23 protein-coding genes are annotated in these 23968 nt (G+C 41.3%); 1 reads left to right on the plus strand and 22 read right to left on the minus strand.

From position 1 onward, the window contains the following. Window positions 1–42 precede the first annotated feature (42 nt). From ATE34_RS06540 to pbp2b, 16 genes are all read right to left on the minus strand, one after another. Window positions 43–735: a phosphoglycerate mutase gene (locus ATE34_RS06540; RefSeq protein ID WP_000240120.1), complete on the minus strand. Its 693-nt coding sequence runs from the start codon at window positions 733–735 to the stop codon at window positions 43–45. Window positions 736–923: 188 nt separating this feature from the next. Then, the gene (locus tag ATE34_RS06545; protein WP_061598139.1) at window positions 924–1304 is read right to left on the minus strand and encodes a hypothetical protein; all 381 of its coding nucleotides are present in this window, start codon (window positions 1302–1304) and stop codon (window positions 924–926) included. A 327-nt stretch (window positions 1305–1631) separates the two neighbouring features. Next, entirely contained in the window at window positions 1632–4424 is a 2793-nt protein-coding gene (gene ileS, locus ATE34_RS06550) for an isoleucine--tRNA ligase (protein WP_061598138.1), read from the minus strand. Between the two features lie 253 nt (window positions 4425–4677). Then, window positions 4678–5472, minus strand: a complete 795-nt coding sequence (locus ATE34_RS06555) for a DivIVA domain-containing protein (RefSeq protein WP_061598137.1) — start codon at window positions 5470–5472, stop codon at window positions 4678–4680. 8 nt (window positions 5473–5480) lie between these two features. After that, a complete protein-coding gene (locus ATE34_RS06560) occupies window positions 5481–6272 on the minus strand; it encodes a YlmH family RNA-binding protein (RefSeq protein ID WP_061598136.1) in 792 nt (263 codons plus the stop codon). Beyond that, window positions 6269–6529 (minus strand): YggT family protein, encoded by a 261-nt coding sequence (locus ATE34_RS06565; RefSeq protein WP_000576501.1) that lies wholly within the window; start codon window positions 6527–6529, stop codon window positions 6269–6271. The genes ATE34_RS06560 and ATE34_RS06565 overlap by 4 nt, the downstream gene beginning before the upstream one ends. Continuing rightward, window positions 6529–7059, minus strand: a complete 531-nt coding sequence (locus ATE34_RS06570; protein WP_000053369.1) for a cell division protein SepF — start codon at window positions 7057–7059, stop codon at window positions 6529–6531. The genes ATE34_RS06565 and ATE34_RS06570 overlap by 1 nt, the downstream gene beginning before the upstream one ends. 9 nt (window positions 7060–7068) lie before the next feature. Then, the gene (locus ATE34_RS06575) at window positions 7069–7740 is read right to left on the minus strand and encodes a YggS family pyridoxal phosphate-dependent enzyme (protein ID WP_001049622.1); all 672 of its coding nucleotides are present in this window, start codon (window positions 7738–7740) and stop codon (window positions 7069–7071) included. 3 nt (window positions 7741–7743) lie between these two features. Next, window positions 7744–9000 (minus strand): cell division protein FtsZ, encoded by a 1257-nt coding sequence (gene ftsZ / locus ATE34_RS06580; RefSeq protein WP_000144258.1) that lies wholly within the window; start codon window positions 8998–9000, stop codon window positions 7744–7746. Window positions 9001–9016: 16 nt separating this feature from the next. Beyond that, window positions 9017–10387 (minus strand): cell division protein FtsA, encoded by a 1371-nt coding sequence (ftsA, locus tag ATE34_RS06585; protein WP_000196340.1) that lies wholly within the window; start codon window positions 10385–10387, stop codon window positions 9017–9019. A 233-nt stretch (window positions 10388–10620) separates the two neighbouring features. Then, window positions 10621–11325, minus strand: coding sequence for a YwaF family protein (locus ATE34_RS06590; protein ID WP_084911393.1), 705 nt, complete (start codon window positions 11323–11325; stop codon window positions 10621–10623). A gap of 196 nt (window positions 11326–11521) precedes the next feature. Further along, window positions 11522–12133 (minus strand): NUDIX hydrolase N-terminal domain-containing protein, encoded by a 612-nt coding sequence (locus ATE34_RS06595; protein WP_084911394.1) that lies wholly within the window; start codon window positions 12131–12133, stop codon window positions 11522–11524. Further along, a complete protein-coding gene (locus ATE34_RS06600) occupies window positions 12120–13493 on the minus strand; it encodes a UDP-N-acetylmuramoyl-tripeptide--D-alanyl-D-alanine ligase (RefSeq protein WP_084911409.1) in 1374 nt (457 codons plus the stop codon). The genes ATE34_RS06595 and ATE34_RS06600 overlap by 14 nt, the downstream gene beginning before the upstream one ends. Before the next feature lie 19 nt (window positions 13494–13512). Continuing rightward, window positions 13513–14556: a D-alanine--D-alanine ligase gene (locus ATE34_RS06605; RefSeq protein WP_084911395.1), complete on the minus strand. Its 1044-nt coding sequence runs from the start codon at window positions 14554–14556 to the stop codon at window positions 13513–13515. A gap of 175 nt (window positions 14557–14731) precedes the next feature. Continuing rightward, the gene (recR, locus tag ATE34_RS06610) at window positions 14732–15328 is read right to left on the minus strand and encodes a recombination mediator RecR (RefSeq protein WP_000966754.1); all 597 of its coding nucleotides are present in this window, start codon (window positions 15326–15328) and stop codon (window positions 14732–14734) included. Between the two features lie 10 nt (window positions 15329–15338). Next, complete coding sequence (pbp2b, locus tag ATE34_RS06615; protein ID WP_084911396.1) at window positions 15339–17381, minus strand: penicillin-binding protein PBP2B; 2043 nt, start codon at window positions 17379–17381, stop codon at window positions 15339–15341. Between the two features lie 256 nt (window positions 17382–17637). On the opposite strand from pbp2b, the gene ATE34_RS06620 reads away from it, so the two are divergent. After that, window positions 17638–18489: a MurR/RpiR family transcriptional regulator gene (locus tag ATE34_RS06620; RefSeq protein ID WP_084911397.1), complete on the plus strand. Its 852-nt coding sequence runs from the start codon at window positions 17638–17640 to the stop codon at window positions 18487–18489. Window positions 18490–18504: 15 nt separating this feature from the next. Here ATE34_RS06620 and ATE34_RS06625 read toward each other — a convergent pair whose 3' ends face one another. The 6 genes from ATE34_RS06625 to ATE34_RS06650 all read right to left on the minus strand — a co-directional run bounded on the left by ATE34_RS06625 (window position 18505) and on the right by ATE34_RS06650 (window position 23824). Then, the gene (locus tag ATE34_RS06625; RefSeq protein WP_084911398.1) at window positions 18505–19389 is read right to left on the minus strand and encodes an ROK family protein; all 885 of its coding nucleotides are present in this window, start codon (window positions 19387–19389) and stop codon (window positions 18505–18507) included. Window positions 19390–19406: 17 nt separating this feature from the next. Then, entirely contained in the window at window positions 19407–20324 is a 918-nt protein-coding gene (locus ATE34_RS06630; RefSeq protein WP_084911399.1) for a dihydrodipicolinate synthase family protein, read from the minus strand. Window positions 20325–20494: 170 nt separating this feature from the next. After that, window positions 20495–21139, minus strand: coding sequence for a YesL family protein (locus ATE34_RS06635; protein WP_049490024.1), 645 nt, complete (start codon window positions 21137–21139; stop codon window positions 20495–20497). 20 nt (window positions 21140–21159) lie between these two features. Further along, on the minus strand, window positions 21160–21612 hold the full coding sequence (locus tag ATE34_RS06640) for a NanQ anomerase/TabA/YiaL family protein (protein ID WP_084911400.1): 453 nt from the start codon (window positions 21610–21612) through the stop codon (window positions 21160–21162). A 490-nt stretch (window positions 21613–22102) separates the two neighbouring features. Further along, window positions 22103–22942: a carbohydrate ABC transporter permease gene (locus tag ATE34_RS06645; RefSeq protein WP_001183243.1), complete on the minus strand. Its 840-nt coding sequence runs from the start codon at window positions 22940–22942 to the stop codon at window positions 22103–22105. Window positions 22943–22957: 15 nt separating this feature from the next. Then, a complete protein-coding gene (locus tag ATE34_RS06650) occupies window positions 22958–23824 on the minus strand; it encodes a carbohydrate ABC transporter permease (RefSeq protein WP_001209417.1) in 867 nt (288 codons plus the stop codon). Between the last annotated feature and the right edge of the window lie 144 nt (window positions 23825–23968).

Here is a 23968-nt window from a genome sequence, read left to right on the forward strand (position 1 = left end):
AAAAACAAAAAGCCTAGGAATCCTAGGCTTTCTGTTTATAGATTATTTTCCAAGATAGTATTCTTTTACGACGTTCAATTTTTCGTCGAATTCGAATACCAATGGTGGGAAGTTAGGGATTTCTACACCCATGATTTCATCATCTGACAAGTGTTTGATGTGTTTTACAAGGGCACGGATTGAGTTACCGTGAGCTCCTACGAATACGTTTTTACCATCTTTAAGTGCTGGAGCGATTTTATCTTCCCAGAATGGAAGGGCACGTTCCAAAGTCACTTTCAAGTTTTCAGCATCTGGAATGACTGAATCGTCAAGTGAAGCGTAACGACGGTCAGTATGTGCTGAGTATTCGTCATCATGAGGCATTGCAGGAGGCAATACATCGTATGAACGGCGCCAGATATGAACTTGCTCATCACCAAATTGTTCAGCAGCTTCAGCTTTGTTTTTACCAGTCAAACCACCGTAGTGACGTTCGTTCAAGCGCCATGATTTTTCAACTGGAACCCAGAGTTGGTCAGCAGCTTCAAGAGCCAAATTTGTTGTTTTAATCGCACGTTTCAATACTGAAGTGTAAGCTTGGTCAAATTCGATACCAGCTTCCTTGATCAATTTACCAGCGTCAATCGCTTGTTGTGTTCCTTTATCAGACAAATCAACATCAGCCCAACCAGTGAAAAGGTTAGCTTTGTTCCATTCAGACTCACCATGGCGAGCAAAAACCAATTTTACCATTAGATGGATTCTCCTTTTATTTTTCGAGGTTTCCCTCGTTTATCTATTCTATTTTACACAATTTTTCACAAAAAAGCTAGTTAAAATCAACTAAAAAGAGAAGAGCTTATCAGTCTTCTCTTTATCGCACTATCATAATTGTTCTCGATAGAGGATGAAATAGTCCCCAAAAAATAATTGGAAAACTACTACTCTTCAATTACAAATTTTTTCAATGTTCCAAAGTAAAGTGAACCACCAATAATGGTTAAAATTCCACCTACCCATCCCAACAATGGAATCAAGCCGACCGCACCACCTACAATGAGCAAGACAGAAGGTGCATTCGTAACACGTTCATCATCTTTATAATAAACAATAGCCACAATCCCCAGTACTAAAACAGCAATTTTAACCAATAACAAAATAATTGAGAGCCCTGTCAATGTCCCAACTGCTACATCTGCATCTTCAGTTGCCGCAGCAGCTCCAACAGCCATGATAAACATGATGACTGGCGCTAAAAGCAATACAATTCCTGAAATAAGACCAAAAATAGCATTGACACGAGCAAGTGTATTTGTTTTCATAATAATCTCCTTAAAATTTTTATAGGTATTATTCTATCATAGTTTCTCTAAAAATTAAACAGTCTTATAAAATTTTATAATAAATATTGATTTTCAAAAAATAGCTTTAAGTTCTATAGTCCCTTGATAATTATTAGAAATCTAAAATTATGAGAAAACTGAATAGTTATTTATTTTAATTATCTACACGGACAGGCTAGGAAAAACTTCATTTGAAGAAATGGACTAGTAAATTTTCCTATGATAAAACGCATAATATCAAAGCACTTGAACTCTTGATATTATGCGTTTTTTATGATTTTAGCGACCTTTCTCAGTCTATTCTGATTATTTCGCTTCAAATCCTTCTGCGACTGCATCTGCAAAGTTTTCTTCTACGATACTTGCACAGTGGTCACAGATAACTGCATGGTAGCTACGTTCTGCAGTAGTTGGATCGATACGACGGCAGCGGTCACATACTTCACCTGCAGCGCGTTCAACTGTAAAGGCAACATCTTCAAAGCTTACTGCACTCTCTGGAGCTGTACCTTCAGCAATGGTCAATTCTGACACGATCAAAAGTTGAGCCACATTGCTATCCAATGCTCCAAGAAGAGTTTTCACCACTTCATTTGGATAAACTGTCAAGTGGGCTTCGAGTGATTTACCGATTACTTTTGCATTACGAGCTTCTTCCAAGGCTTTTTGAGCTTGTCCACGGAAATCCATAAAGGCTACCCATGTATCCAAGATTTCTTCTTGGTTGGCAAAAGTTTCAGCTTCTGGTAATTCTGATAATTGAACGAAGTCTTCAGCTTCAAACTCAAGATAGGACCAGATTTCTTCCGCAGTGTGAGGAAGGATTGGTGTCAAGAGTTTGGTGATTTTGACAAGAATGTCATAGAAGACTGTTTGCATTTGACGGCGTTCGAGTGATTTGGCACCTTCGATGTAGACAACATCTTTGGCAAAATCAAGGTAGAAGGCAGACAAGTCAACGTTAATAAAGTTCACCAATGCCTTATAGATTGTCAAGAATTCAAAGTCAGCATAAGCATCACGAATCGTTTTCACAAGCTGGTTAAAGCGAATGGTCATGTACTTATCAACAGAACGAAGCTCATCGTAAGCCACTGCGTCTTGAGCTGGGTTAAAGTCAGATGTATTGGCAATCAAGAAACGAAGAGTGTTACGGATCTTACGGTAAGTTTCAGAGACTTGGCTCAAGATATCCATAGAGATACGCACGTCGTTGCTTGAGTCAACACTTGTCACCCAGAGACGCAAGATTTCCGCACCAAATTGTTTTTCAACATCACTTGGAGCAATGGTATTCCCAAGGGATTTAGACATCTTCTCACCTTTACCGTCAAGGGCAAAACCTTGTGATAAGATTTGTTTGTATGGCGCTACGCCATGGTTGGCAACAGATGTGATGAGTGAAGAGTTGAACCAACCACGGTATTGGTCAGAACCCTCAAGATAAAGGTCTGCTGGGTAAGTCAATTCTGGACGGTTTACTACAACCCCATTCCATGATGAACCTGAGTCAAACCAAACGTCCATGATATCTGTTTCTTTCTTGAACTCGCCATTTGGTGAACCTGGATGGGTGAATCCTTCTGGCAAGAGATCCTTAGCATCACACTCCCACCAGATGATAGAACCGTGTTCCTCAAAGAGTTGAGCCACGTGCTCGATCGTTTCAGCTGTCATGATTGCTGTACCATCTTCAGCATAGAAGATTGGAAGTGGAACACCCCAAGCACGTTGACGAGAGATAACCCAGTCGCCACGGTCGCGAATCATGTTGTAAAGACGAACTTTACCCCATTCTGAGTGGAATTTCACTTTTTCAATTTCATCCAAGATTTCTTGGCGGAATTTAGATACAGAGGCAAACCATTGTGGTACTGCACGCCAGATGATTGGTTTTTTCGTACGCCAGTCAAATGGGTATGAGTGGGATATTTCTTCTTGAGCAAGGAGCAAATCACCAAGTTTTTCGATAACAGTTGGTACAACCTTGTCATAGAATTGACCTTCAAAGTCAGAGCCAGCATTGGCCATCATAATACCGCGTTCGTTAACTGTTACAGCAACTTCAAGGCCGTTAGCAACACCGACATTGTAGTCGTCCTCACCAAAACCAGGGGCTGTATGGACAATACCAGTACCAGAGTCAGTCGTAACGTGGTCACCGAGGATCACCAACTCATCTACATCTGTATCCCATGGGTGAGCTGTCACAATTTTATTCAATTCTTGACCACGGTAGGTCGCCAAGACCTGAACATCAGCCCAGCCAAATTTCTCAGAAAGACTATTCAGTAATTCTGAAGCAACCACAAACTTACGAGATTCGCCAGCTGGTTGTACCAATACATAATCAATATCTGCTCCAACTGTCAAACCACGAGATGCTGTGATAGTAAATGGTGTAGTTGTCCATACGACGATATAAGTATCTGTATCTAGGACACCTTTGCCATCTTTGACGCGGTTAGCATAGTAAAGGGAAGTTGAAAGCAAGTCATGGTATTCAATTTCCGCTTCTGCAAGAGCTGACTCAGATGACCATGACCAGTAAACCGGCTTGGCACCACGGTAGATGTAGCCTTTCTTAGCCATTTCACCAAAGACACGGATTTGAGCCGCTTCATAGTCTGGAGTCAAGGTCACATAAGGATTTTCCCAGTCACCAGAAACACCCAAACGTTTAAAGTCTTCTCGTTGTTTATCTACTTGAGAAAGAGCATAGTCACGGCAAAGTTTCAAGTACTCAACCAAATCCATTTCTTTGCGTTTAACACCCTGTTTCGCCAAAACTTGCTCGATTGGCAGACCATGTGTATCCCAACCTGGGATATAAGGGGCGTAAAATCCTGACATAGACTTAGAACGAACAATAATATCTTTGGAAATCTTGTTCATAGCGTGTCCAACGTGGATATTTCCGTTTGCATATGGAGGGCCATCATGCAAGGTGAAATGCGGTTTTCCTTGGTTCAATTCTTGACGACGTTGGTAAAGTTTTGCATCTTCCCATTCCTTTTGCCAAACTGGCTCTTTGGTAGGAAGTCCTGCTCGCATTGGGAAAGCTGTTTTCCCAAGGTTAAGGGTATCTTTGAGTTTCATGGTATCTCCTTTATAAATATTAACAAATTAAAAACCACGACTTCCAAAAAGGACGAAAATCGTGGTACCACCTTTGTTCGAAAAAAGACAGTGTCTCTTTTCCTCTTTTCCCGTAACGTGGGGAACGTCCAGTCTTACTGTTTTCAGACTGGATTCGTTGAGAGGATAATCTAACGACTAGGGATTGCAGGGCTCACACCATCTCCCGCTCGCTGAAAATATAGTTGGTTAGATTTTGTTCTCACATTTACTTTTATAGAATAAGAACAGATTCTTTGTTTGCATCTTCCTCAGTTGTTGCAGTAGTTTCTACGTCAACTGACTCTTCATGTTGTTCACTTTCATCTGTATGTTGATTCTGTTGAGCTTCAAACTCAGCCAATTCTTTATTTCCAGCCTCGATACGAGCTTGCAACTCAGCAACCTCTTCTGGTGTGAATTGACGAGTCATATCAATTGGCTCTTCCTCTGGTTGAGAAGGAATAGTTTCACCAAGAACTTCACCCACCACTTCTTTAAAGGCTTCATCGCTTGTTTGAAGATACGTTGCTGTTGGGCGAAGAATGTCTTCCCAATCTGATGACTCAACAATAGCCAATTGACTTTCAATCGTAGACTTGAGGCGTTGATGGAATACACGACTCTTGTTCTTCAACTCTTCTGTCTCAACAGCCACTTTCTTAGCATTATCTGTTGCCTGACGGAGAATTTCATTTGCCTTGTATTTTGCTTCTTCTAGCAAACGCTGAGCGTCTTGTTCAGCTTGTTGAATAATATTGTTCGAACGTTCTTGAGCAGCCTGTTTGACACGCTCCGCAGTATCTTGAGCAATCAAAACTGACTGACTCAAGGAATCTTTCATCTCATCAAAGTAAGACAAACGTTCTTCCAAACTCTTGATGTGTGTCTCTTTGTCGTGATTACTACGAACCAAATCTTCATAGTCACGAACAACGATATCAAGAAATTCATCTACTTCTTCTGGGTCAAAACCTCTAAATCTTGTACCAAAGGTTTTATCTTTAATTTCTAACGATGTAATTGGCATACTTTTCCTCACTTACTTAATAATAATTGAATGCTTAATTTTATCTTGTCTTTTTTTGTCTGTCCATTGTCTTTGACAACTTTTAGACGACCAAACTTTCTAACACTGATCAAATCCCCAACGGCAACCTGGTAATCAGATTTTTCAACCAGATGATAGTTTACCTGGACAGATTTTTTCTCAATCAGTTGACTGGTTTGATTTCTAGATAATTTCAAGGCACTTGATAAGAGGGCATCCAATCGAAAACTCGAAACTAAAATTTCTCGTTCTCTAAAGTCAATTTTAGATATAATCCTATCGGTAAAAGGACGTTCCTCCAGCGATACAGGAAGTCTGCCAATCTTTCTTATTCCATCCTGAAAAAGAGGAATAAAATCACGATTGACAAAAATCTGTGCTCTCTTTTCATCTACCAAGATATCACCAAATAATTTACGATCAATTCCTAGCTGGTTGATGACTGTTCCCAATATTTTTCCATGGCTCAGCTGTTCAAACTTGCTCGGATAGCAAATTTCTAACAAGGTCATTTCAAAGTCTGATATTTCCGGTTCAAAGTAATCTGGATACAGAAGAACACGAACCGACTCCGTCGGAAGAAAATCACCACTACTTTGGCAACCCAGTCCATATGTCCCAGCTAGCACCCTCAAGATCTGTTCCTGATGGGGATTGATAAAAGGAGTAAGCATTGGTGCATATGTATCTTCTACCCGCTTGATCCACTCTAAACCCTTATCAATAAAGGGAATATCATCTTGGGAAAAATGCTGATAAATGGCTCGATTTACTGTCATAGTAATAGCACTAGTCGTGTTAAGAGATTTCCAACAAACTGGATTAGAATCAGCGCAGCCCAAACCGTAAAATCAAGACCAGCAAATTGTAAATTGAGCTTACGAAGTGGCTCGATAACTGGACGAGCAAGTCTGATGACTAAGCGACCTAGTTGACTTTCATAGGCATTTGGAAACCATGAAAGAAGAGCAAATGCAACGAGAATGATGGAGTAAATGCTAACTGCATTTTGAATTAAACGGATTAAGAAAATCATTATCTTGCTCTATTTCGTTTAATATCAAAGCCGAACTCGGCACCTTGTGATTCGTCTGGAAGTTTGATATCCTCAATATTCACGATAACGTTGACAGGCGTCAATAGATACATCGTACTCGCAACTTTTTTCATATTTCCAGCCAAGACGTGACGGGCTCCGTCCAAGTAATCAAGGCAGCGGCGCGCTTGTACTTCTGTCATGTATTGGAAATCAATCAAGATGCTTTCATTTCCAGTTAACAAATCAACAATCTCAGTTGCATCCTCATACTTTCTTGGATAACGAACATCAATCGTCACTTTCTCATCTGAGTGATGGTTTTGCTTTGCCAACTCTTGTTGACGAGCATGGAGGCGAGTAATATTCGCATCTTTTACTGATTCCGGCTGAGCAGATGCTGGTAATCCTTTAGAAGATGAGATAGCTGGGCTAACTGTTTCCTCTTGTTGAGTCTGGTAGTTAGTCGTTTCTTCCCCATCTTCTGTAAAATAATCTATAAATTTATCGAATCTATCTTTTAAAGACATAGCTCTCTCCTATTTAAAAAATGCTGTACCGATTCGAACAAAGGTTGAGCCGAACTGAATCGCTTCTTTAAAATCACGACTCATTCCCATACTTAGCTCTGTCATCGGCATATTAGGGATTTGTTTTTCTCTAATTTCTGCTTGCAGAGCCTGCGTATCCTTGAAAATTTCTTTCAATTCATCACTGCCTGCCTCAAAAGGAGCCATGGTCATTAAACCAACATACTCAATCTGATCTAACTTAGCCAATTCTGGCAAAAGTTCTAGCAATTCTTCTTTTGAAAACCCATGCTTGCTTTCTTCCCCAGAAATATTAACCTGCAAGAAACACTTGATAACATGATCTGTTCTCTTTTGAATTTCCTGTGCTAACTTTAGGGAGTCTAAAGCATGAAAGTAATCCACATATGGGATTACTTCTTTTACTTTCCGTCTCTGTAGTGTTCCTATTAAATGCCAAGTGACTGGGTAATCTTTCAAGGCCTGATATTTTTCTAAAAATTTATCAACTCGATTTTCACCGATATGATGGATGCCAAGTGGAAGCAAGGCTTCCGCTGTTTGTACATCTACATATTTTGTCACTGCGATTACTGAAACAGCATCTAGATTACGGTTGGCTTTTTGACTAGCATCAGCAATTTGCTGAAAAACTAATTCAGTGTTTTTTTTCAAATTCATTGATTAACGATTTTTGAAGAATGGAGGTGTATCCAATTCATCCTCATCTTGTGAAACTGGTGTTTCAAAGCGTTCAACTGGTGAAACAACGGGATCTGTTTGGCGAACAATTGACTCACGGCGCAAGTCCCAATCTCCAAAAGCAGATGCTTGGTTAGTTTCAAAGCGACGTGGACTTGATTTAGGCAGTTCTGCTGTCTCTTCCAAGTCGAATTGACGGTCAAATGTGTGTGCTTGTGGAGTTTTAGTTGATGGTCGACCAACTGGTTGGTTGGTAGCAGACCCGACTACTTTTTCTAGTCGTTCTTGACGAACACCTGTCGCTACAACAGTCACACGGATTTCATCCTTCATGCTTTCGTCGATAGATGTTCCAAGCCAGATGTTTACACCTTTGCCAGCTGCTTGATTGACGATTTCTGAAGCTTCTTCTGCTTCAATCAAAGTTAAATCAAGACCACCAGTAACGTTGACAATCACATCTTCGGCGCCATCGATAGTTGTTTCAAGAAGTGGAGAGTAAATTGCTTTACGAGCTGCTTCAACAACGCGCTCTTCACCACTACCAATACCGATACCCATAAGGGCATTCCCTTTGTTTGCCATTACAGTCTTCACGTCAGCAAAGTCAAGGTTAATCAATCCTGGGTTCGTGATCAAGTCAGTAATCCCTTGAACACCTTGGCGAAGAACGTTATCTGCTTCACTAAGAGCTTCAAGAAGCGGTGTTTTCTTGTCAACAATTTCAAGCAAGTTGTTGTTAGAGATAATCAACAAAGTATCAACGTGCTCGCGAAGTTCATTGATTCCTTCTACAGCGTACTGACCACGTTTGCTTCCTTCAAATCCGAAAGGACGTGTCACGACACCAACTGTAAGAGCACCAAGATCTTTAGCGATACGTGCAATAACAGGGGCAGCACCTGTACCAGATCCACCACCCATACCAGCAGTGATGAAGACCATGTCTGCACCGCTGATTGCTTCCGTCAAAGCTTCTTCGCTTTCTTCTGCAGCTTTGCGTCCAACTTCTGGACGTCCTCCAGCACCCAAACCACGAGTCAATTTTGGACCAAGTTGGATAACGGTTTCTGCTTTCGTACTGCTAAGTGCTTGTACATCAGTGTTGGCTGCGATAAATTCTACACCAGCAACACCTTCGTCAACCATGCGGTTGATGGCGTTACCACCACCACCACCGACACCAATTACCTTAATAACTGCGCCTTGAGCTGCTGCTGTATCAAATGAAAATGTCATAATTTCTTATCCTCTTTTATTCATCAAACATGCTTCCGATTAAACCACGGAAACGTTCTGTTAGCTTCGGTTTACTTTGAGAACTTGCTTGGAATTCTTCCTTGGGAGCAACTGGAGCTTCCTGTACAGTTTCAACTGGAGTTGTCTGTGTTGGGCTTGGTTGCGCCACAGGATTCAAACGTTGATTTGGAATGCCAAAGTTAATTGGTTTTTGACGAAGGAATTCATCTCCTTTAACTGCTTTTTGAGCAAGAAGATTGACTTCAGTCAATTTACCAGCAAACTCAGATAAACTAATTACGTGAGCAAATGCAGGGTTGCGAATTCCAACCTGATTTGGTACATAGAGTTTTACACGAACACCAAATACTTCTTGGGCTAATTCAACAACGCCCGGCAAAATTGCATTTCCACCGATAAGGACGATACCTCCTGGCAAATCCAACAAGTGTCTTCTTTCCAACTCTTGTTTGATTTGGTCAAAGATATGTTTGATGCGTGCTGAGATAATTTCTGCCAAGTAGCTCTCTGTCACTTCAACAGGCTCTACTTCGCCAATTACTTCAACTTGGAAAGTTTCATTACTTGCTAGCGGAACATAAGCTTCACCATAGTTCAGTTTCAAACTTTCTGCAATCTTTTGAGATGTTTTCAAGACTTTAGAGATGTCTTTTGTAACGTAATCTCCACCTTCTTGGTAGATGTTGGTGAATTGCAATTCTTGATTGCGGATAGTCGCTACAGTAGTCTGACCTCCACCCATGTCAATGACAGTCGCACCAAATTCACGCTCGCCTTCATTTAGGACTGAGTTCACAATCGCCAAAGGTGAAATAATCACATTATCAACCTGGATACCTACACGTTCGACCGTCTTGCGAAGATTGTGTAGAATCGTACGAGGACCTGTGTAAAGCAAACCACGCATTTCCAAACGGACACCCATCATACCACGAGGGTCACGGATTCCTTGGAAACCATCCACGATGAATTCTTCTGGAATAAAGGTAATCACTTCACGATCAGGAGTCATGCTCTTTGTCAAAGCTGATTTAACAACATCTTCAACATCCTGATCTGTGATTTCTTTTGTATCTGATGTTACAGGAATCATTCCTTGTGTTGGTTCGACCTGCAGAAGATTTGCTGGAAGACCAACGTTGACAGACTTGATAGAAATGCCTGCTTTCTCTTCTGCCTGTGTGATTGCGGATTTGATTGCTGAAGCAGCTGCTTCAATATCAACAATAATTCCGTCTTTTACACCTTTACTTTTAGCATTACTAACACCAATTACATTTACTTCGCCATCTCTATGCTCCGCAACTAACACCTTAATGGAGCTAGTTCCGATATCTAAGCCTGTAAAAAAACCATCTCTAGTCATTACATCGCATCCTCTCTATCTTCCAAGTTTCTCACTTCTATTTAATAACTATGTTTGGGCATAGCTATTCAAAAAATATTATAACACAAAAAAACTAATCATGCTTAGTTTTTCGTAAATTTCCTGCATGTTTTTTGAGAAAATATTAGAAAATTTTTCTTCTGGAAAAAGTTTTTGATGTTCTTGTCAACAATTCGATAATATTTATAACCCATCAAAAAAAGAAGGTCTACTTAGACCTTCTCTTGAATAAATTCTTGCGATTTTTGCTGTAAAAAAATCTCTAGCAATTTTGCTGTTACGCAAATTGCTATCACGATAACGCTCGAAACAATAAGGTAATTCAAAAGTTGTCCGTGATTTCCAACAAGTGGCGGTCTCGTTAAGAATCCATAATCCCCACCTACAACTAAATTGACAACCCATATCAAGCCATTTAAGGCGAAGGTAATCACAGCCACATTCTTCAAATCAAGAAGGGAAGGTTGATAGTTTCTAAACAAGTATAGGAGCGCATTTCCTAAAAGGGCAACATGTCCGATAATGAAGGACAAAATGGTTACGTGTGGAAATGGGTAGGGATCAAAGAGTGGGTAAGCCAGTGCTGCTGTTGCTCCAAAAGTTCCTAAAAGGGCAAAGTACTGTTTGTACTTGGATGTCCCTGGAATTAAGAGCATCACAAACATGGCGATACGACAATGATAGAAGGGCAAACTTTCTGACAGAGGCATGAGATTGCCCCAATACCAGCCATACAGAACAATCAGTTGAACAGATTGAAGAATCTGAATAAATCGTTGGTAAGCCACTTTGTCGCGAAAACGATAAGAAGCGTAGAAAGTAAAGGCCAGTAAACATAACAAACCAATATACCAGTGGAGTTCAAACTGGGGCGGTTCTGATATCTGTGTGGTAAATAATTTATCCCACAAATTCATATTCTATTCCTCGTTCATCTAGCTAGAGGCAGTAAAAAATTCACTTTCTCCAGCTTTTAAATTTTTTGAAAAAACTTGATTCTATGCTATTCATAGAACACTTGCGTCTTAAATTCGCAACCTATTATATCATTTGTATTGCAGAAATGCACTTTACAGACACCCTTTTTTGATTTGTCGACTTCTCTAGCACAAACTAATCGACATATTGGTCTCTTTGTCCTTTATAAACTTGCCAAAGAATCTCCATTTGCTCCTTGGTGATGCGTTTTTCAGATAAGGCCGGCAGTTGGTCAATGGCAAAAAATTGAAGCTCAGCAATTTCTTGATTCTCTTGAAATTGTCCATCAAGAAGCCTACATTCAAAGACAAACTTTGCATACTGTTTGCTCTGTAGTTGGAAACGATTGGTATCAAAAACTGCAAGTAACCTTTCAGCTTTTGCTGTAAAACCGGTTTCTTCTTCAATTTCCTTGAGAATATTTTCGGTTGGAGAATAGCCGACTTCACCAAAGCCACCTGGCAAAGCCCAACTATCCTCTCCTTTTCCTCTAACTAAACAGACTTTTTCATCCTCAACAATCCAAGCACGGACGTCCATCAGAGGAGTTGCATAAGCGGAAGTTGGTTTCATGACTTCTGCCACTTCTTCTGCATCTATGTCTAATCCCTGATTCAACATTTCAGATAACAGGCTTCGCAAGTCCTCGTAACGCTCGCGGTCAAAAGGATCTTTTGTAAAGGTTAATCCAGTATCTGTAATGGCAATCATTCTTTGCAGATACTTGGCAAAATCACTTGCATTCATTTTCTAAACTTTCTACCAACCTGGCTAGATTCATGGAGTTCGAGCCTTTGAGCAAAATTTGGTCATTGGCACCGAGGCTTTCCTTGACCTGCTTGACGAGGTCTTCAAATTGGTCCTCGTCAGCTGTTTTTTTGAAGTAATAAACGTGGCCGATTGGGAACATTTGACTAGCAAGTTGGCTTAATTCCGCAATATCTTCTCCATAGAAAATAACGGTATTTAGCACATCTGGCGATAGGCTCAAAATCATCTGGTTATGGAGTTGAACAGACTGGCCGCCGAGTTCCTTCATATCTGCTAGAACAGCAATTTTCTTGCCTCCTTCATTAGCTGGAATGGCAGAGAATGTCTCCAAAATCAACTTCATGGCTGTTGGATTGGCATTGTATACGTCAGACAGAATATCTGCTCCATTGGCTGCTTTCTTCCACTCAGTACGATTGCGGGTCAATTCTAGGTTCTGGAAGGCCTGACGAATTTGCTCCTCTGAAACTCCTTCTTGTAGAGCTACATAAGCAGCAATCATAGCATTGGTGGCATTGTACTTACCTGTCACTGGCAAATCAAGGGCTTGCTCCAAGAAATTGGCCTTAAAGGTCAGACTATCCTTGCGTTCAAGCAAGTCTGTAATTTCCAGCTCTGCTCCTTGCCCAAAACGGACCACCTTTTTATCAGTGGGCAAATAGTCCTCTACAATGGAGTCGGCTGGTGCCAAGAGCAAAGAACTCGGAGCCATACCGTCTGCAATTTGCATCTTCCCTTTAGCAATCTCTGAACGGTCTTTGAAAAAGGCCAAATGGGCTTCTCCAACCAAGGTCACGATGGCTGTCTTTGGGTGTGCCAATTCAGACAAGAGATGGATATCTCCCAAGTGATCCTGTCCCATCTCCAAGACCAACTTTTCTGTTCCCTCAGGCATATGGAGAACCGTATAGGGAAGGCCAATCTCGTTATTGTAATTGCCTTGGGTTTTGTAGGTCTTGTAGGTTGTTGATAGTAAATGTGCCAACATATCCTTGGTCGTTGTCTTGCCATTTGAACCTGTAACAGCAAAGACATCGACCGCTGTTTTTTCAAGATAGTAGGCGGCTAGGGTTTGAAAGGCAGTCAACACGTCGTCTACTAGAATGTAAGGATGATTTGCAACCTCTTTCTCAGACAAGGTTACTACCGCACCATTTTCAAAAGCTGTTTCGATAAAGTCATGACCGTCACGCGCACCTTTTAGGGGCACAAATAAGTCCCCTGCAGCAATCAAACGACTGTCAAACTCAGCTTTTTCTAACTGAGCATCCGCAAAAAGACTAACATCATTTTTAGCTCCAACAGCTTGGGCGACTTCATGGATTGTTAATTTCATTTCTACCCCTTCTTTCATTTTATAGCAAATGTGCTTCGTGCTTGTTAAAGCTCTCCTTAGCAAGGTCAACCAGACGCTCGATTAGTTCTGGGTAGCTGATTCCCATATTGTCCCAAAGTAGTGGGTACATAGACCACTGGGTAAAACCTGGCATGGTATTAAGCTCGTTTAGGAAAATCTCGCCCTTATCTGTATAGAAGAAATCGCAACGAGATAGACCGAGGCCACCAATCGCACGGAAGGCAGTTTCAGCATTTCGACGCATGACAGCTACCACATCATCACTGATCCTAGCCGGAATATCCATGGTAATCTTGTTGTCGATATACTTGGCATCGTAGTCATAAAAGGCAACATCCTTGACCACTTCTCCTGGAAGCGTGCTTTTGACATCGTAGTTGCCCAGTAGACCAACTTCAATTTCACGCGCATTCACCCCTTGCTCTACCAAGACACGGCTGTCATATTGGAAGGCAAGCTCTAATGCTTGACGGAGTTCTTCTTGGTTTTCAGACTTAGAAATACCGACACTGGAACCCATGTTTGATGGTTTTGTGAAGACTGGATAAGTCAATTTTTCTTCAACTTCAGCAATTTTAGAAGTCACATCATCACCTTCGACGACGGCCACATAAGGAACTTGGGCAATTCCGACAGATTCTAGAACTCTCTTGGTCGTAATTTTATCCATGGCAAGACTAGATGACAAGATATTGCAACCTACGTAAGGCATTTTTAAAACTTCCAAGAATCCTTGAACAGAGCCATCCTCTCCCATTGGGCCATGAAGGACTGGAAAGACCACGGCACCTTCTTCATAGATGGCACTTGGCGCAATTTTCTTGTCCCAATCAATCGTTTCATTGGTCATGAGACGATCCTCTTGACCTGGAGTCTGGCTAAATTCCTGAGTCTTGATAAAGTCACCTGACTGGCTGATAAAGAAAGTCTTGACTGTGAAACGGTCGTAGTTGACCGCACGCATGACACTTTCAGCTGACAATACAGACACTTCACGTTCTGCACTGCGTCCGCCGTATAAAAGAATAATCGTTTGTTTCATATTACTTGTCCTAATTCTAATAGAATATTCGTTCTTTAGTATATCATATTTACTTTTTTTTTAAAACTTGAAGCTAATACTGATCTTCAAAAAACATAAAAAGAGACCGATAAAAACAAAGTCGGCCTCCTTGATTTTTTGTATAGATGAATGGAGTTAGTAAATTGGTCTACACTTACAACTCTGTCCGATTTTCAATGGCTCGTAAGAGTGTGACCTCATCCGCATACTCGATATCTGCTCCCACGGCTAGTCCTCGTGCTAGACGAGTGACTTTGATACCAGCTGGTTTGAGCAAACGAGAGAGATACATAGATGTCGCTTCTCCATCTGCTGTCGCATTGGTTGCCACGATCACCTCTGAAACCTCACTATCCATGAGACGGGTCATGAGGCTCTTGAGATTGATATCGTCTGGGCTGATGCCATTCATCGGAGAAATGAGTCCATGCAAGACATGATAGAGTCCGTGGTATTCTTGGATGTTTTCCATAGCAGCCACATCGCGACTATCCTCTAGCACCAAGATCGTTGTCTGGTCTCGAGTCGGATCTGTGCAGATAGAGCAGGGATCATCATCGGTCAAGCGACCACAGATGGAACAATAGGTCAATTCCCGCTTGGCAGATAGGAGATTTTTTGCAAATTCATTGACATCGTCATCAGACATTCCAATGGTATAGAAGGCGAGACGGGTAGCCGTTTTGATCCCGATACCTGGAAGCTTTGAATAGCTATCAATCAGCTTGGCAATAGGTGTTGGATACAGCATAAGTTCCTTTCTAATTCATTGGATGTTGTTGGTTATAAAGATTGATGATATCACGCGCAATTGAAGGTCCGACACCATTTGTTAGGTTGGTGTTATGAGGAAAGACGACTGCGACCGCGATTTGAGGATTATCGGACGGAGCATAAGCAACTGCGTTGGTATTATTGGCCTTTTGACCGCCATTAACATAACTTTCGGCCGTCCCCGTTTTCCCGCTTATGGAAACGGCTGCGCCATTTGAAAAGGCACGACCAGTTGTCAGAGCGCTCGTTCCATGCGAAACTTGATAGAAACCTTGGTGCAAGAGGCTCATATCCGCTTCTGAGATATTGATCTTGTTCAGTTCCTTGGTGGCTGTTTCTTGAACTAGATTACCTAAGCCACCTTGTTCATTGTTTCCATAAACTCCCTCAACGATGTGAGGAGCCAATCGTACGCCATTGTTTGCAATGGTTGCGACATACTGGGCTAACTGCATAGGTGTGTAGTTGTCAAACTGACCAAAGGCGTTGTTAATATAGTTGGCCAAATCAAATTCTTTTGGTGTAAATCCTGTAGATTCATCTGGGAGGTCAATCTCTGTTGAAGCTCCAAGTCCATATTCCCCAAAGGTTGATCGCAACTTGCCCATTGCAGTTTCTAACTGATCAGTTGCGACTATCATATTTGGCTGGTAGGACTGCCCCATGATCCCTAGCGCAGTCTGAACCATGTAGGTATTAGAAGAGTACTCTAGAGCCTCAACTGCTGTGATAGGGAAGGAGCCATAGGACAAGGTATACCATGAATTGATCGGAGCCGAACCTTGGAAAACAATCGGCTGATCTGTCAAAGTTTGATTTCCTGACAAGACCCCATTTTCCCAACCAGAGCTAAGGGTTGCCGCCTTAACGACAGACCCTGGTACAAAGACATTGGTTATAGTTCCAAGCGAATCTGAACTTAATTCACCGGATTCGACATCATGCTTGACACCTGACATAGCTAGAACTGCACCGGTTTTAGGATTGAGGGCTACAGCGTAGACTCCTTCAGAGTATTTGGCTCCACCGTTACCCAACTCCGAGTTGAAGTAGCTCTTGAGTAGATCATCCACACCATTCTGGAACGCTAGGTCAACCGTTAACTTGATATTGTTTCCTTTGCTTCCTTCTTCGACATTTTCTACACTTTCCATGTTTCCGTGTTTGTCGAGGTGGATTTCTTTGACGGAGCGTTTGCCTTGGAGAACATCTTCATATTGCTTTTCAAGATAGGAAGTTCCCACTCGGTCATTGAGAGAATACCCTTTTTTAAGATAGGCATCGACTTCCTCTGCTGGAAGACCTGATTTTTCACTTGATACACTACCTACAATTGAAGACAAAGAAGTGTCTAGGACTTTTCTATCCCATGAGGTTGAAATACTGATACCTGGTAATTCCTTGGACGCTGATGCAACAAGAGCAACTTGGGTATCATCTAAGGCATCCGTAGAAATGGTACCCGTCGCAAAATTTTCAACGGCATTGAGCTGACTAAAGAGATAGATTTCCTTTTTCTGGTCATCTGTATAATTGAGTTGACTCACGTCAATACTTTCAACCGCATTATTGTAGAGAGTCGCTTCAGATAAGCGGTTCCCATCTGAATCTAGGCGTTTATCACTTGGCAAGGATTCGACTGTTTTTTTGTAAACGTCCTGGTCCGCCAAGTAGTAGTCTGCAATCTGACGGTCTGTCAAATTAGGGGAGGTTACATTCACATATGTGAGAAGTTTCTTGGCTGTCTCCTTCAATTCTGCTGCCGTCATTTTATTGTTTCGGGTGAAAGAAACAACTTGCTTGACAGTGTTTTCTACCAAGGGTTTCCCTGCTGCATCATAGATTTGCCCACGAGCTGAACTGGTTGTTACCCTTGTCTGGCTGGCTGAAGCCAATTTTGTTTCATAGAAATCTTTATTGAGCACCTGCATATATAACAATCGACCAATAATGGCCATAAACAACAGGATAACAATGGCAAACAGTAAATTAAGCCGAATAGGAATCGAATGACTATTGAATTTTCTCATACAACTAAGACTCTTTTCTAGAAAAATTTCCAATTTTCACCTTTATTTACATATAAAATAATAGAGCAAACAGGTGAAGCTCAGTACTTTTCATTGTACCATATTTTACGGAGAAAGACTTGGAAAAGTCAAAGCATTTTTTGACTTTCAACTGAAAATGCCTTTTTATTTGGTTATCCTAACTTCTATGATATAATGATAGTAATAGTTAGGAAAGCGTTAACCTTTAAGACTTTGACTCATAAAAAGGAGCCTCATGAACAAGCCAGACATCGCAACCATAATCGACCTCCATTTTGAAGAATTAACCGAGCTTGAGCAAGAAATCGCTCGCTATTTTTTACAACCTGAAACGATCCAAGATGATCTTTCTTCTCAGCAAGTTACCCAGAAATTACATATCTCCCAAGCAGCGCTGACCCGCTTTGCTAAAAAGTGTGGTTTTACAGGTTACAGAGAATTTGTCTTTCAATACCAGCATCAGGCGAGTAAACAGGACACTCATTCGCACAAACATAGTCCTTTGACCAAACGTGTTTTGCGAAGCTACAGTATCATGCGAGAACAAACACAGGATTTGATTGACGAAGAACAACTGGAACGAGTCGCCCATTTAATCGAAGATGCTGAGCGTGTCTACTTCTTTGGAACAGGCAGTTCCGGTCTTGTCGCTCGTGAAATGAAATTGCGTTTCATGCGTCTGGGTGTGGTCTGTGAAGCCTTAACCGATCAGGACGGCTTTGCATGGACGACCAGCATCATGGATGAAAATTGTCTCGTACTCGGTTTCTCCCTATCAGGAACTACCCAATCCGTCTTAGATAGTTTGCTGGACGCCAAGGAAATGGGTGCCAAGACCATTCTCTTTACCAGCGCTCCAAACAAAAATAGTCAAGCCTATACAGAGACAGTTCTTGTTGCCAGCCACAGCCAGCCTTCCTACATTCAACGGATATCCGCTCAACTCCCTATGCTCTTCCTTATAGATTTGGTTTATGCCTACTTTTTGGAAATCAATCGTGAAAGCAAGGAGAAAATCTTTAATAGCTATTGGGAAAATAAAAAACTCAATGGCTATCGTAGACAAAAACGCGTTAGAAAATCCTAGTTTGGTTCAACCAAACTAGGATTGTTTTGTTTTGAAATGATAATAGGCTCCCAACATACCTGCTGTATTCTGATGATGAGCAAATTCTAATCGTGTTTTTTCAGCTAGGCTTGGGACCAAAGCATCTTTTAAAGCTTTTCGAATTTTAGGTTTGAGGATTGCCTCTTGCCCCATGATACCACCGCCAAGAATAACAACTTCCGGATTGGCAACGTAGCAAATATTTGCCAGACCTTTCCCTAAATAGTCTACCATGCGGTCAATACCAGCCATGCAGACCTTGTTTCCTTCAGTAGCTTCTTTAAAGATGCGTCGGCCATTCCACTGATCAACATCTTCTCCATGTGCTTCAGCTACATATTTCACTAAAGCTGTTGTAGAAGCCAAATCTTGAAAAGCCCCATCCTGCATATGCATATAACCGACTTCACAAGCTGAGTTGCTAAATCCATGGAAGACTTTCCCATCCATAATCAAGCAACCACCGATACCTGTTCCAATGGTCAAGCAAAGAGTGACACTCGCTCCCTTGCCGGAACCAGATACTGCCTCAGCAAGACCTGCACAGTTGACATCATTTTCAATTTCACAAGGAATATTAAAGCTAGTCTTGATTTCCTTCTTGAACTGAGTTCCTGCATAGTTAGGGATTTGAGGTCCCGCATAGAAAATCTCCCCCTTGTCAGGATCCACCATTCCTGCAGAAGAAATGGCAACACCTGCTACTGGGCCCTTTTCTAAATAGCTGGCTACGATATCTTTTGTCTTTTGTAAGATATGGGGTCCACCATTATATGCCTCTGTTGGCATTTCATGCGATTCAACAAGTTGGCCTTCTTGGTCAATTAAACCATATTTGATGTTGGTTCCGCCAATATCAATTGCAACGTAGTGTGTCATAAATACCTCCTTATGGATTAGAGGAAGCGCTCCTTGGTTTCACGAATCAAGGCTGCAGCTGCCTCTACAACTGGACGATCTTCTTCAGTTACTGGCGTCAATGGTGAACGAACAGAACCAATATTCAAGCCTTCATTAATCTTCAATACTTCTTTGATGACACCATACATATTTCCATGTGCAGCAGTCAATTTACCGATGATTGCATTGATAGCGTATTGTAATTCACGCGCTGTTTCCAAGTCTTTCTCTGCAATCAACTCATTGAGTTTCAAGAAGAGTTCTGGCATCGCACCATAAGTACCACCGATACCAGCTTTGGCACCCATGAGGCGGCCACCTAGGAACTGTTCATCTGGACCGTTAAAGACGATATGGTCTTCCCCACCAAGGCTCACAAAGGTTTGGATATCTTGAACTGGCATAGAAGAGTTCTTCACACCGATAACACGAGGATTCTTCAACATTTCAGTGTAAAGACTTGGAGTCAGAGCAACACCCGCTAATTGAGGAATGTTGTAGATAACATAGTCTGTATTTGGTGCTGCAGCACTGATGTCATTCCAGTATTTTGCTACTGAGTACTCAGGCAAGCGGAAGTAAATAGGTGGGATTGTTGCGATAGCATCTACTCCCAAACTTTCCGCATGGCGAGCCAATTCCATACTGTCTTTGGTATTGTTGCAAGCTACGTGAGCAATGATGGTCAATTTGCCCTTAGCAACTGCCATGACTTCTTCCAAGATCAATTTTCGGTCTTCTACGCTTTGGTAGATACATTCACCAGAAGAACCGTTGACATAGAGACCTTGAACTCCCTTATCAATGAAGTATTGAACCAAGGCACGCGTACGTTCTGGGCTTACTTCACCCGCATCATCATAACATGCGTAGAAGGCAGGAATGACACCTTCGTATTTTTTCAAATCTGACATAGATTTTCTCCTAAGATTTCTTTATTCTGCTGAGAGCAGTTCTTTTCTATACAAGTTTAGTATACACCTTGTGAAAATCGCTTTCAATATCTTGTATACACTTAGATTTTAGTTTCTACTTGTATTTTAGAAACTTGAACGTTTGAAAGTAGTTTCAGAAACAAACCATCCTACTGGTATTTGGCGAATATTTTCTCCATCAAACCTGCTTGGAGAAAGACTAGCAAACCAAAACCAAAGAGGATAAAAGCTGACCCACCCAAAAGGAGAGTGAATGCGGATAGATAAAGAACCATCACAATAAGAAAGAGAATGGCTAACATGAGGAAGAACCACGGAAAGTTAAAACTTGCCAAGATAAGCCCTTTTTGCAGCACTTCTTTCCAAGACAAATCATAGCGCGCAGCGATGGGATAACTAGCCAGCATCACCAGAGTGAGGAAGATGAGAATCCCCAAACAAATAGCTTTCACAATCTGGAAAGGTAAAGCTGTCTGGCCCCAGAAAAGATAGAGGTCTAAAAGACTCAGCAAAACAATACCCAACTCTAGCAAACCTAACTGGAAACCCAGTTTCAGATTTTGCTTGAAAGCTCTCAGATAGGTTCTGAAAACAGGTACTCGCCTGCTTCTCTTAATCTCAAACATGGTTTGGTAGAGGCTGATTTTAGCCACTCCAATCGTCACGATGGGCAAACAAGAGACGACAAAAAGAAGATTGGCTGTCACGATATCCAAGACCTTCTCACTGAAACGCATGAGAAAGTTATCTGTATCAAATGCTGCCTTGATAAGGCTCACTCCTTTTTGTGCCATGTTTGCTCCTCCTGATTCTTTTAATCAATCAAAATTTTAAAGAGATATTTGCGAACCTTCTCTTCCATACCTGCATAGCCATTTGGCTGGTGCGGTTCTCCTGGAAAGAAAATCGCAAAATTGTGATAACCCAACAAGAGTGGGTAGCGTTCATGACAATGGACAAAACCAATGTCACTCGCTTCGTCAAATGCTTCTGCCTCGTCTTTGATACGTGAACCGTAGCTCGAATATTCATGTCCTTCTACCAGCAAATGCAAATCTGCATAGTTCTTATGGTGTTCAAATTGGTCATTTTCAGCTTGATTGAGGACATTTTCCTGAACAACTAGAAAGACCTTGTCCCCGTCAATCTCATACTTACCGAGTTCGAAAGAATCCTTACGGTGCTGGTAGAGATAGTCGATAGCCTTATCTAGATTGGGATGAATCCCTTTGTAAAAGGTGATGTTTTTCAAATCGTCAAAAATCATACTGTTTCCTTCGTTTCTGATAGTTACTATTTTTCAGTTTCGAATTATCTTTTCTCTATTTCCCTGTAATAGTGCGGACGGAAGCAAATTCCTTCGGAATTTCATTCCTAATTTTTGAGCCTTTCACTCCTTTATCGTCAGTCTCAAAAATTCCGTCTAAGATAAGCGGTAATTGCTTATCTTAGATACCACTAAAGCGGGAAATAGTTACCATAAAACGAACCTATTCTAACTAGTATCATGAAAAGAGTTCATTCTTAAGTTTATAAGTGTCTGACAAAACTTCACGAAGTAACTGTATACTCTCCATTTTGTAGACACTTATGAAACTATATTTCTCTTAGTCTATAACATATTCTTCTGAATTTTGATAGACAGTTTTTTCTATACTCAATGAAAATCGAAGAACAAACTAGGAAGCTAACCGTAGGCAGTACTTAAGTATGGCAAGGTGATGCTGAAGTAGTTTGAATTCGATTTTCGCAGAGTATTATCCTTTAACCGCTCCCATAGTAATCCCTTGAGTGAAGGATTTTTGGAAGACAAGGAAGACGGTTACGATTGGCACGGCTGCAAGAGCTGCACCTGCCATGATCAAACCATAGTTGGTTGCCATTTCGGCCTGCATGGTCGCAACCCCGAGTGAGATAGTCAAGTTTTGACGTGAAGTCAACATAACCAACTGCATGAAGTAGTCGTTCCAAGTATTGATGAAGGTAAAGATCGCAAGGGCTGCAAATCCTGGTTTCACGATAGGAAAGGCTACGCTCCAGAAGGTACGAATCTCACCACAACCGTCGATTTTTGCTGATTCAAGCAATTCTGTAGGGATATTTTCACTGAATTGTTTCATCAGGAAGACACCGAATGGCCATCCGATCAAAGGCAAGATAACTGCCCAAAGTGTATCGTGAATTCCCATGAAGTTGACGATACGTACCAATGGTACAAGGACAACTTGTTTTGGAAGTGCCATGGCAGCGATAAAGACTGCAAAGAGGATGCGTTGACCATAGAAACGTTTTTTAGCCAAGACATAACCTGCTAGAGAAGAGGTTGCACAGACTAAGAACATGGTTACCAGTGAGATAAATACAGAGTTCCACATCCACTGCATAGCAGGGTTTTGCACCATGAGTTGTTGGAAGTTCTCCATGGTTGGCATTTTAGGGAACCACTGTGGCGGAATCATAATGGTATCAGGCTGTGATTTGAAGGCCCCTGTCAAGATCCAGTAGAATGGAAAGATGAACAGTACGGTCAACAAGAGCAAGATAATCGTTGAAATAACAGTGAAAGCTGTTAAAGGTTTCTTTTGTGTAGGTTGCATAACTGTCTCCTTTCTTTAGTATTCTACGTCGTTTCCGAGGATCTTGAATTGAGCAAAGCTGACAATGGCAATCATCACTGCCAAGAAGACACCGATGGTATTTGCATAGCCGTATTCTGTCAATTGGAAGGCTTTTTCGTAAAGGTAGTACATGAGTGTACTTGTTGAATAGTTTGGACCACCAGATGTCAACAACTGAATCAAGGCGAAACATTGGAATGAGTTGATAGTCGTAATGATCGCGATGTAAAGAGTTGTTGGAAGAAGGCTAGGCCATTTGATCTTCCAGAAGACTTGGAACTCAGTCGCACCGTCAACACGCGCCGCTTCAACAAGTGAGTTGTCAATATTTCCCATTGCAGCGATATAAAGGATAATCGGTTGACCAACAGATGTTGTCAAAAGGATAATCATAATCGCTAGCAAAGCCCAGTTTTTGTCACCCAGCCAAGAAATGTTTTGGCTGATGATATGGCTTGACTTAAGGACAAAGTTTAGAATCCCTGATAGGGGGTCATAGATCCATTTCCATACAACCGTTACGGCAACACTACCTGTAACTACAGGAAGGAAGAAGACGAAACGATAGAAAGAACGGGCAATCGCATTTTGATGATAGGTTTGAGATGCTACAAAGAGCGAGAAGAGAACCACAATCGGTACTGATCCAATAACCAGAATAACGGTATTGATCAAAGACTTGGTAAAGACAGGATCTTTAAACATGCGAATGTAGTTGTCCAAACCAACAAACTCAAAGCTGGTCATGGAGTAGTTAAAGAAACTTGTAATGAATCCCATAATCATAGGAGCCAAGACAAAGATAACAAAGAAGAACAATACTGGTGCTAGGAAAGCATAGGAAATCACTGTTTCCCGCATACGAATTTTATTGACTTTCACAGTCGGCACCTCTCTTTCAAATAGAATAGTTTTTGATTTTCTTGAACTGTTTTAAAATCAAAATGAAATTTTTTAAGATTCGCTTATGTAAGAACTTCATTTTAATTTCGTGACAGTTCCTAC

This window comes from Streptococcus oralis subsp. tigurinus, from assembly GCF_002093545.1.
Classification (GTDB): Bacteria; Bacillota; Bacilli; order Lactobacillales; family Streptococcaceae; genus Streptococcus; species Streptococcus oralis_C.